This window comes from Streptomyces rapamycinicus NRRL 5491, from assembly GCF_024298965.1.
Taxonomy (GTDB): Bacteria; Actinomycetota; Actinomycetes; order Streptomycetales; family Streptomycetaceae; genus Streptomyces; species Streptomyces rapamycinicus.
In genome coordinates, this window is the sequence record NZ_CP085193.1 from 12193863 (window position 1) to 12210005 (window position 16143).

A 16143-nucleotide genomic window follows, 5' to 3' on the forward strand; every position below is an offset into this window, starting at 1 on the left:
TGCGCTGCCCGCACACTGTCCTGAGTCCGCGTGCCGGCCCGACGCGCGGGTGCCCCCCTGCTGCCAGGCAGCAGGGGGCACGGTGGCTCTGCTGTCCGGGGTCCGGGATATTCCGCTTGCTGAGCTCAACCACAATGTGGTCGCGCTGGCCCGCGCGGCGACCGTACTGGACATCCCGCTGGTCGTCACCGCCCCACCGCGGCCGACAGCATGTGGGGGCCGACCGCGCCTCGCTCGAGGTGTGCGCGGCGCTGCCCGCGATCGCTGCGACGGCCGCCGGATACGACGCGTACGTCGCTGTGGATGCTTCGGGCACCTTCAGCCAGGCCAAGCGGGAGGCCGGGCTGCTGCGCATGCAGCAGGCGCGCGTCATCGTCAGCGACTACGCCACTCTCATGGTGGAGGCTCTGGCCGACAACGCCGCCCCTCAATCCGGCGCCCTCTACGCCGCCCTCGACATGCCGTTCGCCGTCCTGGCAGGCCAGGTCTCCGCCGCCTACCAGGCCTAGGGTTGGCGGGCTTACCGCATCGGTCCAGAGGAACGGGGCGCGGGGCCACCCGAGAGGTGGCGGCCTCAAGACCTGTTGTCAGACCGCACCACTACGGTGGCGGGCGTTCACACACCCACCACGGAAGGCTGGCGATGGGCGCGAGCGGCTGGGACTACCTGACTCGGTACCAGGGCAGTGTCGAGGCGACGTTGGTCGCGGTGCAGAAGCAAGTCCTGGCGAGCGGCGACTACATCTGGCCCTGGGAAACCCGGGCCGAATACGGCGTCACGGGCGATGAGTTGTTGCCGCGACCGTCGTCGTTGGACGGGCTCGACGCGGCCAAGGGCACCGATGAGTTCTGGGACGAGGGCACCCACACGATCCTCGACATCGGCGAGGTGGTCCACACGGCCGACCCACCCGACCCGTACGATCCCGACGACTCCGGGACGCTACGACCACTCCGGCACGAGCGCATACGGCACCACTTCGGCACCGACCGGCCGACGCCTGCCCAGTTCCAGGAACTGCTCGCCCGCGACAGGGACTGGTCGATCCAGCCGAACCTCGACCAGGTGCTGACCGACGAGTGCCAGATGAGGTGGACCGGTTTGTACGTCATCCTCTACACCGACGACGAACCCAGCCACGTGGGAATCTTCGGATACTCGGGGGACTGAACAGAAAGCAGCCGGGACCAAGCGTGAAGTCTCCAAGACACTCAGGAAGATCATGTCAACCTGATGTGTTCCCATGGAGGTTGGAGACGGCTCGGTGACCTTACGAGTGCCTGCCCCGCCCCGCATCGCGGCTGCGCGACTCAACGCCTCGGCGCGCTCGCCGTCGGTGCCCAGGACCCGTCGAGCGCCACGCCCGCGGCTTCGGCGACCCGGGCGCGGGACTCCAGCAGCCGGGTGCGCAACGCCGGCAGGTCGACGTCGAGCAGTCGGCCGTTTCGCTTGACCGGCTTTCCGGCGATGAAGACGCTGTCCACCAGCCCGGGGTGACCGGCGGAGACGACCGTGCCGACGGGATCCGTGACCGGGAAGACCGTGAGGTCCTCGGCGTCGAGGAGGATGAAGTCGGCGTCCTTGCCGACACTGAGGCTGCCCGTCCGGGCGTCGAGTCCACAGGTGCGGGCGCCGTCCACCGTGGCGAATTCGACGAAGTCCCGCGCCGTGAGGCCGCCGTTCAGACCGCGCTGGACGGAGAACGCCGTGCGCATGGTGGCGAACATGTCGCCGCCGGCGGACGGGCAGTCGTCGATGGACAGTGACGGGCGGATACCGGCGGCCAGCATGCGGCCGGTCTCGGGCCAGCCGAAGCCCATCTTCAGCTCGACGTCCGGGCTGATCGACACCGAGCAGCCCGCGTCGGCCATCATCGCCACCTGGTCGTCGGAGATGCCGTTGCCGTGCACGAAGGTCGTGCGGTCATCCAGCAGTCCGCGGTCGCGCATGTCCGCGATGGGGCGCTCACCGCTGGGCCAGCCCGTGGCGGCGTGTACGTGGACGCTCACCCGCAGTCCGAGTTCCCGTGCCAGTGCGACATCGGCGGCGGTAGTGTCCATCGAGGTCCGCTGCGGACCGCGCAGCCCCAACGCCATGCCCTCGTCCGGCAGTTGGGATCGCACGCGCTTGACCTCGGTGGCGATCGACTCGTCGGCCACGCCCGCGCCGTAGCAGAACACCGAGTGGCCGGGCGCGTCACGCAGCGCCTGGATCGCGGCGTCGGCGTTCTCCGGACGGTCGGAGCAGTGGAACCAGTCGAGCATGGTCGTGACGCCCGAGCTCAGTGCCTCGATCCGGCCCAGCAGGTTGCCCAGGTACACGTCCTCCGGCCGGTAGTGCGGCCGGAGCGTGCCGTGCATGGCTGTGCCGTACTCGCGGAAGGTCCAGTTGGCCCCGATGCCACGGAAGGCGGTCTGCCAGGTGTGCCGGTGGGTGTCGACGAAACCGGGCATCACGATCTTGCCGCGGGCGTCGACGACCTCCGCCTCGGCTGTGTCCACGTCGGCGGCGACCGCCGCGATCCGACCGTCCTCGATGAGCAGGTCGCCCTGCGGGAGATCGCCGACGGCCGGGTCCATGCTGACCACCATGCCGCCGCGTATCAATGTCCTCATCGGGTGAGCTCCTCTCGCGCAGTTGACGCATCAACTCTAGGAATGTGGAGTTGATGCGTCAACTGTGTGTCTCCGGCGGGTAGGATTTCCGCCATGACGGAGACCCGCGACCTGGATCCCGAGGAGTGGGAGCTCTGGGGCGCTTGGACGCGCGCGCAGCGGCTGCTCACCCAGGAGCTCGACCGTGCCCTCCAGCGCGACTTCGGCATCTCCAAGGCCGAGTTCAGCGTGCTGATGACCTTGTGGCGCGCGGCCGGGCCCGAGCTGCGCGTCGGCGAGCTCTCCGAGTCGCTCGGCTGGGAGAAGAGCCGCGTCTCGCACCAGCTGACCCGCATGGAGAAGCGCGGTTTCGTGGCACGGACCGAAAGCGGCGCCTACGGCCGCCGTACCGGGATCAAGCTGACCACCGAGGGGCGTAGTGCCGTGCAGAGCGCCATCACCGGCCACGCCGGCAACATCCGCCGCCACTTCTTCGACACGCTCACTCCGCGGCAGGCCGATGCCATTCGGGCGTGGAGCGAGCAGATGATCGAGCGCATGGAATCGCACGGCGACGTCTCCGCCTGACGGCCATCGGAGACCGACTACGCTGTGCCGCCACCCCCGGCACCGGTGATCAGCTGCGGTCTTCGACGCTGCTGCCGGCGATCGCCAGGAACAGTTCGCGAGCCCGCTCGCAGAACTGCTCGACATCCGCGACGTCCGGCTCGTCGCCGTCCGCCAGCATCCGGGCCTGGAGCTGCTCGGAGCGCAGCCCGCCATAGCGGGCCCGCACCTCCGCGGTCACCGGCTGAACCGCGATGTGCAGGTGCTTGCGAGCGTCGAGGCCATGCGACCACACGCAGACGTAGGTCTGCTCAGGCTGGCACAACGTCTCTACGACGCGAGCGGTATCGCGCAGCAAGGGGCCGAGTTCCGCCGCTGCCGCGTCGTCGAGATCCGCGATGGCCACGACGTGCTCCCGCGGACCGACGATCAAGGTGCCGAGATTCATCGGACCGACGACGTGGTTCACCACCCAAGCAGTGGTTTCGTGCAGGACACCCCCGGGCAACTCCCGGCGCCCGGCCAGAAGGTCGCACCCAAGACACCCCGTCACATCCACGCGCACCAGCCTACACAGACCCGCGGCGATGAAGCCGACTGCCAACCTGGGTGAACTGTCCGCCAGTTGGCTTGCGTACGCGGTAAGTGCACACTGTGGTCGAGGCTGAGGAACATGACCACGGGAACGCCGACATGGGTATGCCCCGGATTCCCGGCCGCTGGCTGTGGCCAGTCGCTCCCCAGGGAGGTCGGCGTGCGGCCACGCTGGATCGTATCGTGGTTTCTCAGGAGGGGGTTGCTTCGCTGGGCTCGGCCGTGCCAGCGGCCGCGTCCGGGGTGGCAGCCGAGTAGAAGACGGACCTCTGCTGCTTGGTGCGGTGCGCTTGGCCCTTGGCGACGAGCGACTCGAGGGTGCCGCGCACGACTGTGGCCTTGATCTCGCGGTCCGGGAGGGCTCGGGTGAGGGCGGCGGTGATTTCGGCTGCGGAGCGCGGTTCACCGTGCTGGGCGAGGTCATCGCGGATGAGGTCCCGAGCGTGGGCACACCCGCCTCCCGTGCCCGCTTGGTCCGGCTCCTGCCGGACTCTGCCCCTTTCCTCTTTCCGCTGGTCTTTCCGCTGGTCGTGTCGGCCTTCTTCTTCGGTTTGCGTGCTGACGGCGACGCGGACTTCCGGGTGGGGGACGAGCCGTTCTCCAACCCGCTGACGCCGGTGTCGTCCGGTGCGTCACCGGTGGCTTCGTTGTCGAGGGTCTGCCGCATGCTGAGCAGGAGCGTCCGGTTGTTCTCCAACGCCGACAGTTGTCGTTGCAACGTCGCGATGTCGGCGCTGAGGCGTTCGTGTTCGGCTGCGTTGCGTTCGAGGTCGGCGGTGATCTGTGCCGTGTACTGGGTTTTGAGACTGGTGTTGTCGGCAGAGGTGTCCATCACAAGCTCCCTCGTCTGGGTGTCTTTTCATGTTGGTGGTGGATGGTACCTCTGCGCGAGGGCTACGCGGCCACTGACTTCGGCGGGCAGGTGCGTATGTGACGCGTGCGTCGTCCACGCATTCCTCTTGCGACCGGGGCTCCGCCGAGCGCTGGGGGCACCCATCCGGCTCCCGAAGCCTCGGGTCGCGGCGGCCTGGAGGATGGTGACGAGGATCGGGCCAACGGACAGTGCCGCGCGGGCGCCGAGCAGGGCGCCTGGCCAGAGCACCTGGACCATGTCACTGTTCCGGGGTCTTGTCGATGACGCGGCTGCGCCCGCGGAACTCGGCGATGACCTCCGCGCCCCGTAGGACGGTCACGTCGTAGATTCCGCTGCGGCCGAATCGGGTGCGTTCACAGGCGGATGCTGTCAGGACGTCACCTTCCTTGACGGGGGCGGTGAACGCGATGTCGGCGCCCGCCGCGACGGTGACGGGGCCATGACTGTTGCAGGCGCAGGCGAATGCCGTGTCGGCGAGCGCGAAGATGTAACCGCCGTGGGCGATGCCGTGGCCGTTGAGCATGGCCGCGGTCACGGTCATCCGGACAAGGGCCGAGCCGTCCCCCGCCTCCAGGAGTTCCATGCCCATGCCCTGAGAGGCCCGGTCGGTGGCGAACATCGCACGTGCCGGGTCGGTTTCCGGGGCCGAATCGCTTGTCACAGGGCCACCTCCATGGCGTCGCCGACCGGCCCACGGCCCTGGCGGGCGATGTCGGACAGGCGGTTGAGGATCAGTTCGATGTCGTCGCGGGTGGTGCGGTGGTTGGTGACACAGATCCGTATGCCGTGGCGGCCGTCGAGGCGTGCCGGGCCGAGGAGCGCGGTGCCTTCCTCGATCAGCGTGGCGAGTACGGCGGTGTGGTCGGCCTCGGTGGCGTCCTTGATCCGGAAGCAGACGGCTGTCAGCGATACGGGCGCCATGAGCTCCAGATCCGGAGCTGCCTCGATGAGGTCGGCCATGTACTGGGCGAGGTCGAGCGTGTGGTCTATCGCGGCCCGGAAGGCATCGACACCGAAGGCCTGCAGAGCGCTCCAAACCTTGAAAGCCTTGAAACTGCGGGACAGTTGGGGTCCGTAGTCCATGTAGTCGACCATCAGGGGATCTTCTTCCACGGTGAGGTACGAGGAAGGGAAGGCATAGGCCTGCGCCAGCTGGGTGCGGTCGCGTACCAGCAGACAGCCCGCCTCCAGGGGAGCGAACAGCAGCTTGTGCGGGTCGAGGGCGATGGAGTCCGCTCGGGCGCATGCCTCGAAGACCTCACGTTTGCGTTCGGACAGCACGAACAGCGCGCCGTATGCGCCATCGAGGTGCAGCCACAGATCCTGGCGCGTGCACACATCCGCTATGTCGGCGATCGGATCGATGGAGCCGCTGGTGACCGTTCCCGGGGTTGCGACGACGCAGAACGGCTCCAGCCCGGCCGCCCGATCAGCGCGGATGGTCTCCTCCAGGACATCGACGCGCATGCGGTACCGGTCGTCGGTGGGGACATGGCGGACGTTGTTCAGGCCGATACCCAATATGGCGGCGGCCTTGTCGACACACCGGTGTGCTTCGGCGGAGGTGTACACCACCAGCTGGGGACCGGCCGTCTGCAGGCCCTGCTCGCGGAAGCGGGGGCGGCGGGCATGCAGGGCGGTGGTGAGAGCGTTGAGGGTGGCGATCGAACCGCCTCCGGTGAGGATCCCGCCCGCCTGATCACCGTAACCGAACAGCCCGCACAGCCAGGTGATGACGGCGCGCTCGACCACGCTCGCGGCCGGTGAGAGCTGCCAGAAGTTGCAGTTCTGGTTGATGGTGGCGGCGATCGCCTCGGCGTACGGGGCGATGCCGTTGGGCGGGCCGAGTACGTAGGCGAGGAACCGGGGATGGGCCACTGTGGTCGAGTTCGGGAGGATCTTCTGGTTGATCTCGCGGAAGAGTCCCTCCACTCCGATTCCCTTGTCGGGGAACGGCGTCGTCAGCAGGCCGGCGAGAACTTCGCGGTCCACATCGGGCACGAGGGGCCGCTGGGCAATGGACTGTTCGTAGTCGTCGAAGAACGTGGCCAGGAGTCGGCCTGCAGTCTCTCTGTCGTCTTCGTCCAGCCCGAGTATCGGTTTGTTGGGCATATCTGAGTCTCCGGGTACGTGGTGGGCGCGTTGATAGGGGCATGCTAGCCACGACCCTGCCGCACGGGATGCCAAAGATGCCCTGAATTGCGGCGGACATTAGCATGGGATGCCATGGATAAGACGGATCGAGCAATCCTCGCGCACTTGATGGAGAACGGGCGTCTCGCCAACACCGAGCTGGCCGACCTCGTGGGCCTGTCCCCTTCCCCGTGCCTGCGCCGGGTGCGGCAACTCGAAAGCAGCGGCGTGATCACCGGCTACCATGCGGCGGCCGATCCAACCGCCATAGGCCGCGGGTTCCACGTGCTGCTGCATGTCGAGATGGCGGCGCAGGACAAGGGCACCATCGAGGCATTCGAAGCCGCGGTCACCGAGCTCGACGAGGTGGTGCACTGCCTGCGGCTGTTCGGCCAGCCCGACTACCTGCTATGGGTCGCCGTACCCGACCTCCAGACCTACGAGCGCTTCTACATGGCCGAACTCACCGGTCTGCCCGGAGTGGCACGAACCAACTCGCAGTTCACCATGAAGACGATCAAGAGCACCCCGGGGCTGCCCATACCCTCACCGTGAACCTTCGCCAACCGCATCACCGTCCTCGACGGAGGCCGCGTGCATGAGGAAGGTATAAGGCCCGCGCCTGGCCCAGGAACTACGGTGTGCGTCATGGCGAGAGGAACCGATCGTGCCGCCTTGGCCGCAGAGGTGTGCACCGCGCTGAAGAGGTGTTGCCCGGGCTCGAGTGCGGAGCCGACCGGCTCGCTGGCATCAGGCACGGCGGACTCCTTCAGCGACATCGATATCGCGTGGGTGGTACCGGACGCGCGGTTCCCGGACTGCCTTGCTCGTGGGGTGGCGGCGCTGGGAGAGGTCCAGCCGGTCGGCAGCGTGCGCAGCGACCCGGACTTCCACCACTCCGACCGTCGGCGCCTGCTGTTCGTCCGCTTCGCAGGGGTGCCGCTGTTCTGGCGGCTAGATCTGGATGTCCGCACCGCATCGGTCGCGGGCGACCCGCACTACGACGAGGGGAACCCGGCAGCACGCGCCCGTGAAGACGAGTGGTCACGGCCCGCCAGCGCCCTGGCCAACGCCATCGGCGCGGTCAAAGCGGTGGCCCGCAAGCGGGAGGCTGAGGCCCGCGGTCTGCTGGACCGGGGGTTCGCACGGATCGGCGAGGATGACCGGGCCACCGGCGACTGGGCGAACGACGTGACCCGGCTCGCGCGCGTCGCCGCACTGCGCGATTCCGCCCTGACGGACCTGGCCGCCCAGGTCATCGAGCTCGCGGCCCGGCACCTCGGCAGCGGCAGCGCCTGACGCGACCACCACCGGATTGGGATTCGGCTGGCCGGTGCCGGTTTCCTCGGCCGGCTGGGGCGGCGGCGCCTTCCGGGCCAGGCGCCGGGCACCACCGCACCCAGTACCGGTCGGTGCTCGAGAAGATCCGCGTCCCCTGGATCGGGGGGCCGGGTCGGCCGTGCAAGAAGCCCGGCAGCCGCACCGCGGACAAGGCCTACGGCAACAGCCCCTGCCGCGAGTACCTCCGGTGCCGGAGCGTTCGGCACACCGTTTGGAGTGAGACGCGCCAGCGCTGGTGCGCGTGGCGACAGACGATGCGTCAGCTCGGCAGCGCATACTCGGGTGGAGCTCATTCTCCCGGGAGGCGTCGTGCCGCAGTCGGAGCCAGCTGACGCACGGATGCGGGCCTGCGGGGTCGCCGAAGTGTCCGGTCCGGTCCAGTCGCTACGGCTGCCCAGGCCCCAGTCACCCGGGCCAGGCGAGATCTTGCTCGACGTGCTGGCCGCCGGGGTCGGCGCCTGGGACCAGCTGCTTGCCTCCAGCAAATGGGACGTGGGCCTGCGCCTTCCGGCGGCCCTCGGGGTGGAGGGCGCAGGTCGTGTCGTCGCCGTGGGTCCGGATGTCACGGCCCCTGCCGTGGGTGACCTGGTGCTGGCGCACAGTGCTCCGCTGCCCGGGCACAGCGGCTTTTGGGCCGAGCAGGCGCTGCTGCGAGCCGCGGACGCGGCACCTCTGCCCGAAGGCCTGGACCCGGCGCGGGCGGCGGCCCTCCCCATCAACGGCCTGACCGCCTGTCAGGCTCTGGACTGGTTGGACCTGTCCAGCGGCATGCACCTGCTGGTGACGAACGGAGCGGGAGTGACCGGAGCCCTCGTCCTGCAACTCGCGGTCGCGGCCGGAGTCCATGTGACGGCGACGGCGTCCCCCCGTTCCTTTGACCGGCTGCGCGGCCTGGGCGCGACAGACGTCATCGACTACCGCCGCCCCGCCTGGCCGCGCGAGGTCGGTCGCACCTTCGACGCGGCGCTCGCCGCAGCCGCCGGAACGGCCGCCACCGCCGGGGAACTCGTCCGCCCCGGCGGTCGGCTGTGCTCCATCACCTCGGACGCCCCGCCCGCGAGCGCTGAACTCACTTCGACCGATCTCTACGTCCGTCCGGACGCAGAGACTCTCGCTGTCCTCGCCGGCCAGCTCCGCGACGGCGTACTCGACCTGCCCACAGAGGTACTTCCCCTTGATGAGGGCCCCGACGCCTTCGACCGGTCATCAAGGGGCCTCACCAGCGGAACCAAGCTCGTGCTCCGCGTCACCGGCCCAGCTTCCTCGGACACCATGCCGACGTAGAAGCCCCAGCCCTTTAACTCGTTCGACTTCGTCTTCCACGGCGGTTTTTGAAGTAAATCGTGCGAGGGCCTCGACTGAGTACCGGCACTTCACCAGATAAGACGTCCTCTTAATGGAAAATACGGAAAAGGCTCCGGGGCCGGCGTGCCAGTAGGTGGGACCTGGCGTACGCTGAGCAGATGTAGGGAGTTCTGTGGTGCAGATGTGAAAGGACACCCGTATGAGAATGCGTGCCACGATCGGTAAGGGTCTTCAGAGCGCAGGATTCTCAACGATCCGCTATGGACTGGCACTCAATCTCCTGTCGATTGGGCGGCTGAAGTTCGAAAGTTATGAGGTCGAGAACATTCGGCCCTTGATCACCGCGAGCCCTGTATTCTCGCGACTCCTCACCGAATTCGGCGAACAAAAACTGGCCAGGGTCATCGGTGTAACAGAGATGGTTGTGGGATCACTGATCGCGGCGAGACCGTTCGCGCCGAGAGCCTCGGCACTAGGAAGCCTGGGGGCTGCGGGGATATTCGCCACGACTCTCAGTTTCCTGGCCACAACGCCCGAGGCATGGCAGGAGCGGCGCGGAGAACCAAAGCTCTCTCTCGCCGGCCAGTTCCTGGTGAAAGACATCGTGTTGCTGGGGGCTTCCCTGCTCACGGCTGCCGAATCTCTGCAGACCGGACAGCGCACGTAGTCCACCACCACGTGTACCGTGCCATCAACAATAAGTCGGCGCTTTTGCCAAACGGCTCCCGATTTTGCTCGACAATTCCCGGGGAGCGGCAGATGGACGCATCGGACGAACTCCTTGAGAGGGCCACCCCGTCGGCTCTCGTGACCCTGGATGGCGTCATCCGCCGCCTCAACGCCGCGATGGCCACGGCGCTGGGCAGGCCGTGGGAGCAGTGCGTAGGTCGCGCCTTCAGCGAGCTCTTGCCCGACAATCAGCGCCTCGCGGCCGAAAGCCTGCTGACACACGGGGCCACGGCGAAGAGGCTTGCGATGCGTGTGCTGGAGTTCCCCGGAACAGGCACGGCATCTGTGGTCTGCCTTGTCGAGGCGCGGCCGGTGAGGGATCCCGCAGGCGGTGCGCAGCTTGTGTGGGTGCATTCGTTGGACGCCAAGCACGACCTGGGCGGTTTGCTGATCCCGTTCCAGCTTGCGGCCAGGTCCGCCGGCCTCGGCCTGTGCATGTGTTCACCCCATGAGCACCAGGTGGAGTGGATGGGCGGCGCACCTGCTCTGGCCGCGCTTTTCCCACAAGCGTCCGTATCCCTGTCCATGGTGGTCCGGCAAGTCCACCCTGATGACCGCAAGGGCCTGCGGCGGCTGATGCGCTCGGACGCCGCCCAGTCCCCTGGATCAGGTCGCGGTTCCTTACCGAGCACGGTGGCTGGCGCGTACTGGCCAGCCAGACTCGCAGGGTCACGTTGGGGTATGCCGGTCCCGAAAGGGTCTTCGGGGTGATCCGCGACGACACCCAGGTGGAGGCGCGCCGGGAGGAAATGCTGGCCGCCGTGAGCGCTGAGCGGCAGCGCACCGAGGAGATCGCCGCATTCTCCTCCGCCCTGTTCACCGCCGCCACCGAGCAGGAACTGCAGCAGGTCGTCCTGACCCGGCTGGCCGCGGCCTTCGGCGGTACCGGCGCCCTCTTCGCGCTCGTCGACGACGGGCGCCTGCGGGTTTCCTCGGATGCCCAGATCCCCACCTGGCAGGCCGACGCCCTGCACGGCCTGTCGCTGGATGAGGACCGCCCACTGCCCAGCGCGATCCGCACCGGCCGGCCGGAGTTCATCCCCAACCGGGAGGAGCTCGCCCGTCGTTGGCCGCACGAAGACAGCCTGCCCTTCCGGCGGCCCGGCCCCGACCTCGCCATGTCGATCACCCCCCTCAGCCCGGTGGGCGACCGGCCGCTGGGCGCCTGGGCGGTGACGTACGACAGCGAGTGCCTCCCGTCCCCGGAGCAGCTCGCCTTCATGACCACTCTGGCCGAGCTGGCAGGCCAGGCACTCAGGCGCATCAGGTTGCAACAAGCCCACATCGAACTGTCAACAGCGCTCCAGCAGAGCATGCTCCCCACACTGCCCGAGCACCTCCCGGGCCTGAAGATCGCCGCCCGCTACAGCCCAGCCGGTACGGGCTCGATATCGGCGGAGACTGGTACGACGCGTTCCTCCTGCCCGATGGTGCGGTCGCACTGGAGATCGGCGACGTCCAAGGGCATGACGTGGACGCCGCAGCTTTCATGGGACAGGTGCGCTCGTCCATGCGCGCGATCACCACCCACGAACCGGGTCCGGGAGCCGTGCTGACACGCACCAACGAGCTGCTCGTCACAATGGACGCACCACGCTTCGCCAGCTGCACCATGCTGCGCATCGATCCGCGCGACGGACAGGTCATCGGCACCAGCGCGGGCCACGTGCCGCTGCTCTTGGCGCGCGACGACGGCAGCCACGACATCCGCACACTCTCCGGCGGGCCGGTACTGGGAGTCGTGCCCGAGACCGACTACCCCGAGAAGACCTTCACGCTGGAAAAGAACACGGCGCTGGTCCTGGTCACCGACGGCGTCGTCGAAGGGCCGGGGCTGACCCTGGAAGCCGGGCTGGAACGAGCGGGAACGCTGGCCGGCCAGGCCCTCCACGACCGCCTCGACGTCGAGGCGACGGCAGACCGGATCCTCGACGCCGCGGTCGCGGTGGATCACCTCGACGACGTGGCCGTACTGGTGATCCGACGCGCTTAGAGGCCGAGCAGCTCGGCAGCCGGCACTGACCACCGTTGGTGACCATCACCAGCGCACAGTTTCTGCGCGGGCTCGAAGGTTGTCTCGCCGTAGTCGGCGTCGCACAGTATGCCGCCGGTTTCCTTCCCGGAGCTGTCGCTGGGGCCCGAGTCCCCTCACGCCGGCGCGCGCATCTTGTCGTGACCCACGAGGATGGGTGCTAGGAAAACCGAATGCCGGAGACTTGTAAAGCTGGCCGCGATGAGTCGGCATCCCGCAAACGCAGCTCCCTGGAAGGGAGGGACACTGTGGCGCGCCTCAGGATTCTCGTCGTGGGCGCGGGCTTCGCGGGCGTCGCCTGCGTGGGCCGCCTGGAGCGCCGGCTGGCTCCCGGCGCCGCGGACATCGCGCTCGTCACGCCGGTCTCCTACCAGCTGTATCTGCCGCTGCTGCCGCAGGTCGCGGCGGGCATACTCACTCCGCAGTCGGTGGCGCTGTCGCTGCGCCGCGGAAGGTACCGCACCAGGATTATCCCCGGCCTTGCCATCGGAGTGGACGCCCGAGCGAAGGTCTGCGTCGTCCGCCGGATCACCGGGGAACTGACGAACGAGCGCTACGACTACATCGTGCTCGCGCCCGGCAGCGTGACCCGCACCTTCGACATCCCCGGTCTGAAGGAACACGGCGCGGTATGAAAACGCTCGCCGAGGCCGCGTACCTGAGGGACCACGTCATCGCCCAGCTCGACCTGGCCGATGCCGCTGTCGACGAGCAGGAGAAGATCTCCCGACTGCAGTTCGTTGTCGTCGGAGGCGGCTACGCGGGCACTGAGACGGCGGCCTGCCTGCAGCGGCTCACCACCCACGCGGTGCGGCGCTACCCACGGCTCGATCCAAGCCTGATCAGGTGGCACCTGATTGACATCGCGCCGAAACTCATGCCCGAGCTGGGCGACAAGCTCGGCCGCAGCGCCATGGAGGTGCTCCAGCGGCGCGGGGTAGAGATCTCGCTCGGCGTGTCCGTCGCCGAGGCGAGGCCGGAGCAGGTCACCTTCACCAACGGCCGGGTCGTCCCCTCCCGGACCTTGATCTGGACCGCGGGAGTGGTCGCCAGCCCGCTGGTGGGAACGCTGGGGGCCGAGACGGTACATGGACGGCTCGCCGTCACCGCGCAGATGACGCTGCCTGGCTTCGACGGCGTCTTCGCGCTGGGGGACGGCGCCGCCGTACCCGACCTGGAGGGCGGCGGCGGCGCGGTCTGCCCGCCCACCGCGCAGCACGCCCACCGGCAGGCCAAGACAGCGGCGGACAACGTCATCGCCGCGCTCCGCGGCGAGCCGCTTCGGTCCTACCGGCACAGGGACCTCGGTCTGGTGGTCGACCTGGGCGGCAGGGACGCGGTCGCCAAGCCGGTGGGCGTCGAACTGCATGGGATGCCCGCGCAGGCGGTGGCCCGGGGCTACCACGTGGGGGCGATGCGAACCAATGTCGCCAAGGCACGGGTGTTGACGAACTGGATACTGAACGCGGCCGCGGGCGACGACTTCGTACGGATCGGGTTCCTCGCTGAGGAACAGCCGTCGCTGCGGCACTTCGAACAGACCGACGCCTACCTGACACCGCGGCAGGTGCGGGAGCACACCGCCTCACTCAACGCCCACCAGGGCTGACGCCGCCGCCCCGGCCTGCCGTCGAAGGCGCCGAGCGCCCACCGGTTCCGGCGCCCGTTATCGCGAAGGCGCTCGGTTACCACGACAAGACAGCCACTCGCCTGGTCACGGAAGCCGGGGGAACCTGGAGCCGATACGCCCCTGGCGACCACACACGGTGACACCAGGACCGACCTCAACGAGGAATACGCGACACCTCAACACGCGAGCCACCAGTCCCGAGGCCGACATAGCTGAGCGTCGGCGTGCTCGCAGTGGACGCGGACGGGTACCGGGCGCTGGTCTCCTACGGCGAGGTCGTCCCGGGCTCCGGCAACCGGGGCGCGATCCTGGCCGTCGAGCAGGACGGGGCACCGCTGGCCCGACCCCGGCTGGTCGTGATCGGCGAGGTCACCGAGGGATCTCAGCGGTGTGCGCGGGGGTGTAGCGCTCGCCCACTACCTGGTCGCTCAGCGGGTCCAGCGCGGCCAGCGCCTCGGCGTCGAGGGTGAGCTCCAGCGCGGCCGCGTTCTGCTCCAGCCGGGCCGGGCTGCGGGTGCCCGGAATGGTCGCCACCGCCACCCCGAGCCGCTCGGCCTGGGCGTACACCCAGGCCAGCGCCACCTGGGCCGGGGTGGCACCCAGCTGGTCGGCCACCGCGCGCACGGTCTGCGCGATCTTCTCGTTGGCCTCGCCCGCCTCGCCGGCGAAGCGGGGGTTGGTGCGCCGGAAGTCCTTCTCGCCCAGCGTGGAGCGGTCCAGGGCGCCGGTCAGGAACCCCCGCCCCAGCGGCGAGTACGGCACCAACCCGACCCCCAGCTCGGCCATCACCGGGGTGACCGCCTCGACGTCGCGGCTCCACAGCGAGTACTCGCTCTGCACCGCGGTGATCGGGTACACCGCGTGCGCCCGGCGCAGCAGCTCGCCGTCGACCTCGGACAGGCCCAGATGGCGGACCTTGCCCGCCTCGACCAGCTCGGCCATCGCCCCGACGGTCTCCTCGATCTCCACGTCCTGGGGCGGGCGGTGGGCGTAGTACAGATCGATCACCTCGACGCCCAGCCGCAGCAGCGAAGCGTCGCAGGCGCGCAGCACGTAGTCCCGGGCACCGCGGATGCGGCGTGCCCGGTCACCGGCGCTGCGGTCGATGCCGAACTTGGTGGCCAGCTGCACCTGGTCCCGGCGGCCGTGGATGGCCCGGCCCACCAGCACCTCGTTGTGCCCGGTGCCGTAGGCGTCGGCGGTGTCCAGGAACGTGATGCCCAGCTCCAGGGCCCGGTTGATGGTGGCCAGGCCGCCGTCCCAGTCGGCGGCGCCGTAGCTCTCGCTCATCCCCATGCACCCCAGGCCCATCGCGCTGACGGTGAGACCGGGCGAGCCGAGCGTGGTTCGGGTGATCATGCGCGGATACTCCTCCTGCCCGGCGGACCGGGCGGTACCTCGAGGGCTGACGAACGCCTCGACACTAGGATTTGGAGCGCGCTCGAAGTCAAGCCGGAGGACCGGCCCCCGCCGGCGGGTCAGGGTGAGGGTAAAACGGTCCACCGGCAACAGGTGGCCATAGGGCCCGGACACCGCGCAGACGGATCATCGATGCCCAGGTCGCCGAGATCCCCGCCTACACCGCGTTCACCGGCCGCAAGAAGAGTGAGCAGGTCACCGCCCGGCTGATCGTGCGCCGGGTCCGCGACCTGGCCAAACCCGCCACCGCTGGCGGGGCGGGTTGGTCAGTGGCGTCGGGCTGCCTCGGGGGCGCGTGGACGGTGCCGAACAGTTGTGTCCAGGCGTGCTGCCAGGGCCGTCGCTGCGGTAGGTGCAGCGTCAGGCGCCGGGCGGAGCGGGCGATCCTGGCAGGGACACGGACGAGGTGGGCGCGCAAGGTGGCGGTGTTCCCGCTCGGCCTGGAGGGTCTGGGCGGGGTTGTCGGTGAAGAACGGGTGGTAGCGCCAGACGGGGAACAGTTCGCCCTGCTCGCCTGCGGTGGCGGGTTTGGCCAGGTCGCGGACCCGGCGCACGATCAGCCGGGCGGTAACCTGCTCACTCTTCTTGCGGCCGGTGAATCCGGTGTAGGCGGGGATCTCGGCGACCTGGGCATCGAAGATGAGCTCGCCGGTGTCGGGATCGGGCACGGTGGTGGGGTAGGTGATCTGCTGCCATGCGGCCTCGGGGATGGCCAGGACGGCCCGTTTGACGGCATAAGTCCCATCGCCCCAGCTCAGAGGGCATCCGCGTCTTCATGTCCAAGCCCTGCACCGGCTATTGCCCGGTGGATCGAGGCTTAGACGTCATCGGCGCCCTGATCTGCCTCGCCGGGTTGCCGGCAGGCGGTGGCGGGCCGCAGGCTCCGCCATGCGCGAGCCGGAAGAGGCGTTCGGCGATGGGCAG

The 16143-nt window shown here is 68.9% G+C and carries 17 protein-coding genes and 1 pseudogene; 11 read left to right on the top strand and 7 right to left on the bottom strand.

The window, feature by feature from the left end; genetic code table 11:
- The first annotated feature begins 212 nt into the window (after positions 1 to 212).
- Both LIV37_RS50290 and LIV37_RS50295 read left to right on the top strand, forming a co-directional pair.
- Positions 213 to 509, top strand: a complete 297-nt coding sequence (locus LIV37_RS50290) for a cysteine hydrolase family protein (protein WP_020874751.1) — start codon at positions 213 to 215, stop codon at positions 507 to 509.
- Positions 510 to 643: 134 nt separating this feature from the next.
- The gene (locus tag LIV37_RS50295; protein WP_020874752.1) at positions 644 to 1171 is read left to right on the top strand and encodes a hypothetical protein; all 528 of its coding nucleotides are present in this window, start codon (positions 644 to 646) and stop codon (positions 1169 to 1171) included.
- Positions 1172 to 1311: 140 nt separating this feature from the next.
- Here LIV37_RS50295 and LIV37_RS50300 read toward each other — a convergent pair whose 3' ends face one another.
- Positions 1312 to 2616 carry an amidohydrolase family protein gene (locus tag LIV37_RS50300; protein ID WP_121826420.1) on the bottom strand — a complete coding sequence of 435 codons (1305 nt, stop codon included), beginning with the start codon at positions 2614 to 2616 and terminating at the stop codon, positions 1312 to 1314.
- A gap of 93 nt (positions 2617 to 2709) precedes the next feature.
- Between LIV37_RS50300 and LIV37_RS50305 the strand changes: the two genes are divergently transcribed.
- Entirely contained in the window at positions 2710 to 3183 is a 474-nt protein-coding gene (locus tag LIV37_RS50305; protein ID WP_020874754.1) for a MarR family winged helix-turn-helix transcriptional regulator, read from the top strand.
- Between the two features lie 49 nt (positions 3184 to 3232).
- Here the strand turns inward: LIV37_RS50305 and LIV37_RS50310 are convergent, their stop codons facing one another.
- The 4 genes from LIV37_RS50310 to LIV37_RS50325 form a co-directional block, all read right to left on the bottom strand.
- Positions 3233 to 3634 carry a hypothetical protein gene (locus LIV37_RS50310; RefSeq protein ID WP_243146510.1) on the bottom strand — a complete coding sequence of 134 codons (402 nt, stop codon included), beginning with the start codon at positions 3632 to 3634 and terminating at the stop codon, positions 3233 to 3235.
- Positions 3635 to 3947: 313 nt separating this feature from the next.
- Positions 3948 to 4085, bottom strand: a complete 138-nt coding sequence (locus tag LIV37_RS52360; RefSeq protein ID WP_338119186.1) for a hypothetical protein — start codon at positions 4083 to 4085, stop codon at positions 3948 to 3950.
- Between the two features lie 783 nt (positions 4086 to 4868).
- Complete coding sequence (gene paaI, locus LIV37_RS50320; protein ID WP_020874757.1) at positions 4869 to 5249, bottom strand: hydroxyphenylacetyl-CoA thioesterase PaaI; 381 nt, start codon at positions 5247 to 5249, stop codon at positions 4869 to 4871.
- 38 nt (positions 5250 to 5287) lie between these two features.
- Positions 5288 to 6742, bottom strand: coding sequence for a pyridoxal phosphate-dependent decarboxylase family protein (locus LIV37_RS50325; protein WP_020874758.1), 1455 nt, complete (start codon positions 6740 to 6742; stop codon positions 5288 to 5290).
- 114 nt (positions 6743 to 6856) lie between these two features.
- On the opposite strand from LIV37_RS50325, the gene LIV37_RS50330 reads away from it, so the two are divergent.
- The 8 genes and pseudogenes from LIV37_RS50330 (at position 6857) to LIV37_RS50365 (ending at position 13779) form a co-directional block, all read left to right on the top strand.
- The gene (locus tag LIV37_RS50330; protein WP_121826418.1) at positions 6857 to 7318 is read left to right on the top strand and encodes an Lrp/AsnC family transcriptional regulator; all 462 of its coding nucleotides are present in this window, start codon (positions 6857 to 6859) and stop codon (positions 7316 to 7318) included.
- Positions 7319 to 7411: 93 nt separating this feature from the next.
- Positions 7412 to 8062, top strand: a complete 651-nt coding sequence (locus LIV37_RS50335) for a nucleotidyltransferase domain-containing protein (RefSeq protein ID WP_121826417.1) — start codon at positions 7412 to 7414, stop codon at positions 8060 to 8062.
- Positions 8063 to 8443: 381 nt separating this feature from the next.
- Positions 8444 to 9388, top strand: a complete 945-nt coding sequence (locus LIV37_RS50340) for an NADP-dependent oxidoreductase (RefSeq protein ID WP_020874761.1) — start codon at positions 8444 to 8446, stop codon at positions 9386 to 9388.
- A gap of 220 nt (positions 9389 to 9608) precedes the next feature.
- A complete protein-coding gene (locus LIV37_RS50345; RefSeq protein WP_020874762.1) occupies positions 9609 to 10076 on the top strand; it encodes a YkgB family protein in 468 nt (155 codons plus the stop codon).
- Between the two features lie 92 nt (positions 10077 to 10168).
- Positions 10169 to 10849 (top strand): PAS domain-containing protein, encoded by a 681-nt coding sequence (locus tag LIV37_RS50350; protein ID WP_254807195.1) that lies wholly within the window; start codon positions 10169 to 10171, stop codon positions 10847 to 10849.
- On the top strand, positions 10846 to 11694 hold the full coding sequence (locus LIV37_RS50355; protein WP_254807196.1) for a GAF domain-containing protein: 849 nt from the start codon (positions 10846 to 10848) through the stop codon (positions 11692 to 11694). The genes LIV37_RS50350 and LIV37_RS50355 overlap by 4 nt, the downstream gene beginning before the upstream one ends.
- Positions 11610 to 12131 (top strand): PP2C family protein-serine/threonine phosphatase, encoded by a 522-nt coding sequence (locus tag LIV37_RS50360; protein WP_254807197.1) that lies wholly within the window; start codon positions 11610 to 11612, stop codon positions 12129 to 12131. Before LIV37_RS50355 ends, LIV37_RS50360 begins: the two co-directional genes overlap by 85 nt.
- A 287-nt stretch (positions 12132 to 12418) precedes the next feature.
- Positions 12419 to 13779 (top strand): annotated as a pseudogene (locus tag LIV37_RS50365) (NAD(P)/FAD-dependent oxidoreductase).
- Positions 13780 to 14169: 390 nt separating this feature from the next.
- On the opposite strand, the gene LIV37_RS50370 reads toward LIV37_RS50365, so the two are convergent.
- Together LIV37_RS50370 and LIV37_RS50375 are read right to left on the bottom strand one after the other, a co-directional pair.
- Complete coding sequence (locus LIV37_RS50370) at positions 14170 to 15159, bottom strand: aldo/keto reductase (RefSeq protein WP_020874765.1); 990 nt, start codon at positions 15157 to 15159, stop codon at positions 14170 to 14172.
- A 326-nt stretch (positions 15160 to 15485) separates the two neighbouring features.
- Positions 15486 to 15887 carry a hypothetical protein gene (locus LIV37_RS50375; protein ID WP_148717915.1) on the bottom strand — a complete coding sequence of 134 codons (402 nt, stop codon included), beginning with the start codon at positions 15885 to 15887 and terminating at the stop codon, positions 15486 to 15488.
- Positions 15888 to 16143 lie beyond the last annotated feature (256 nt).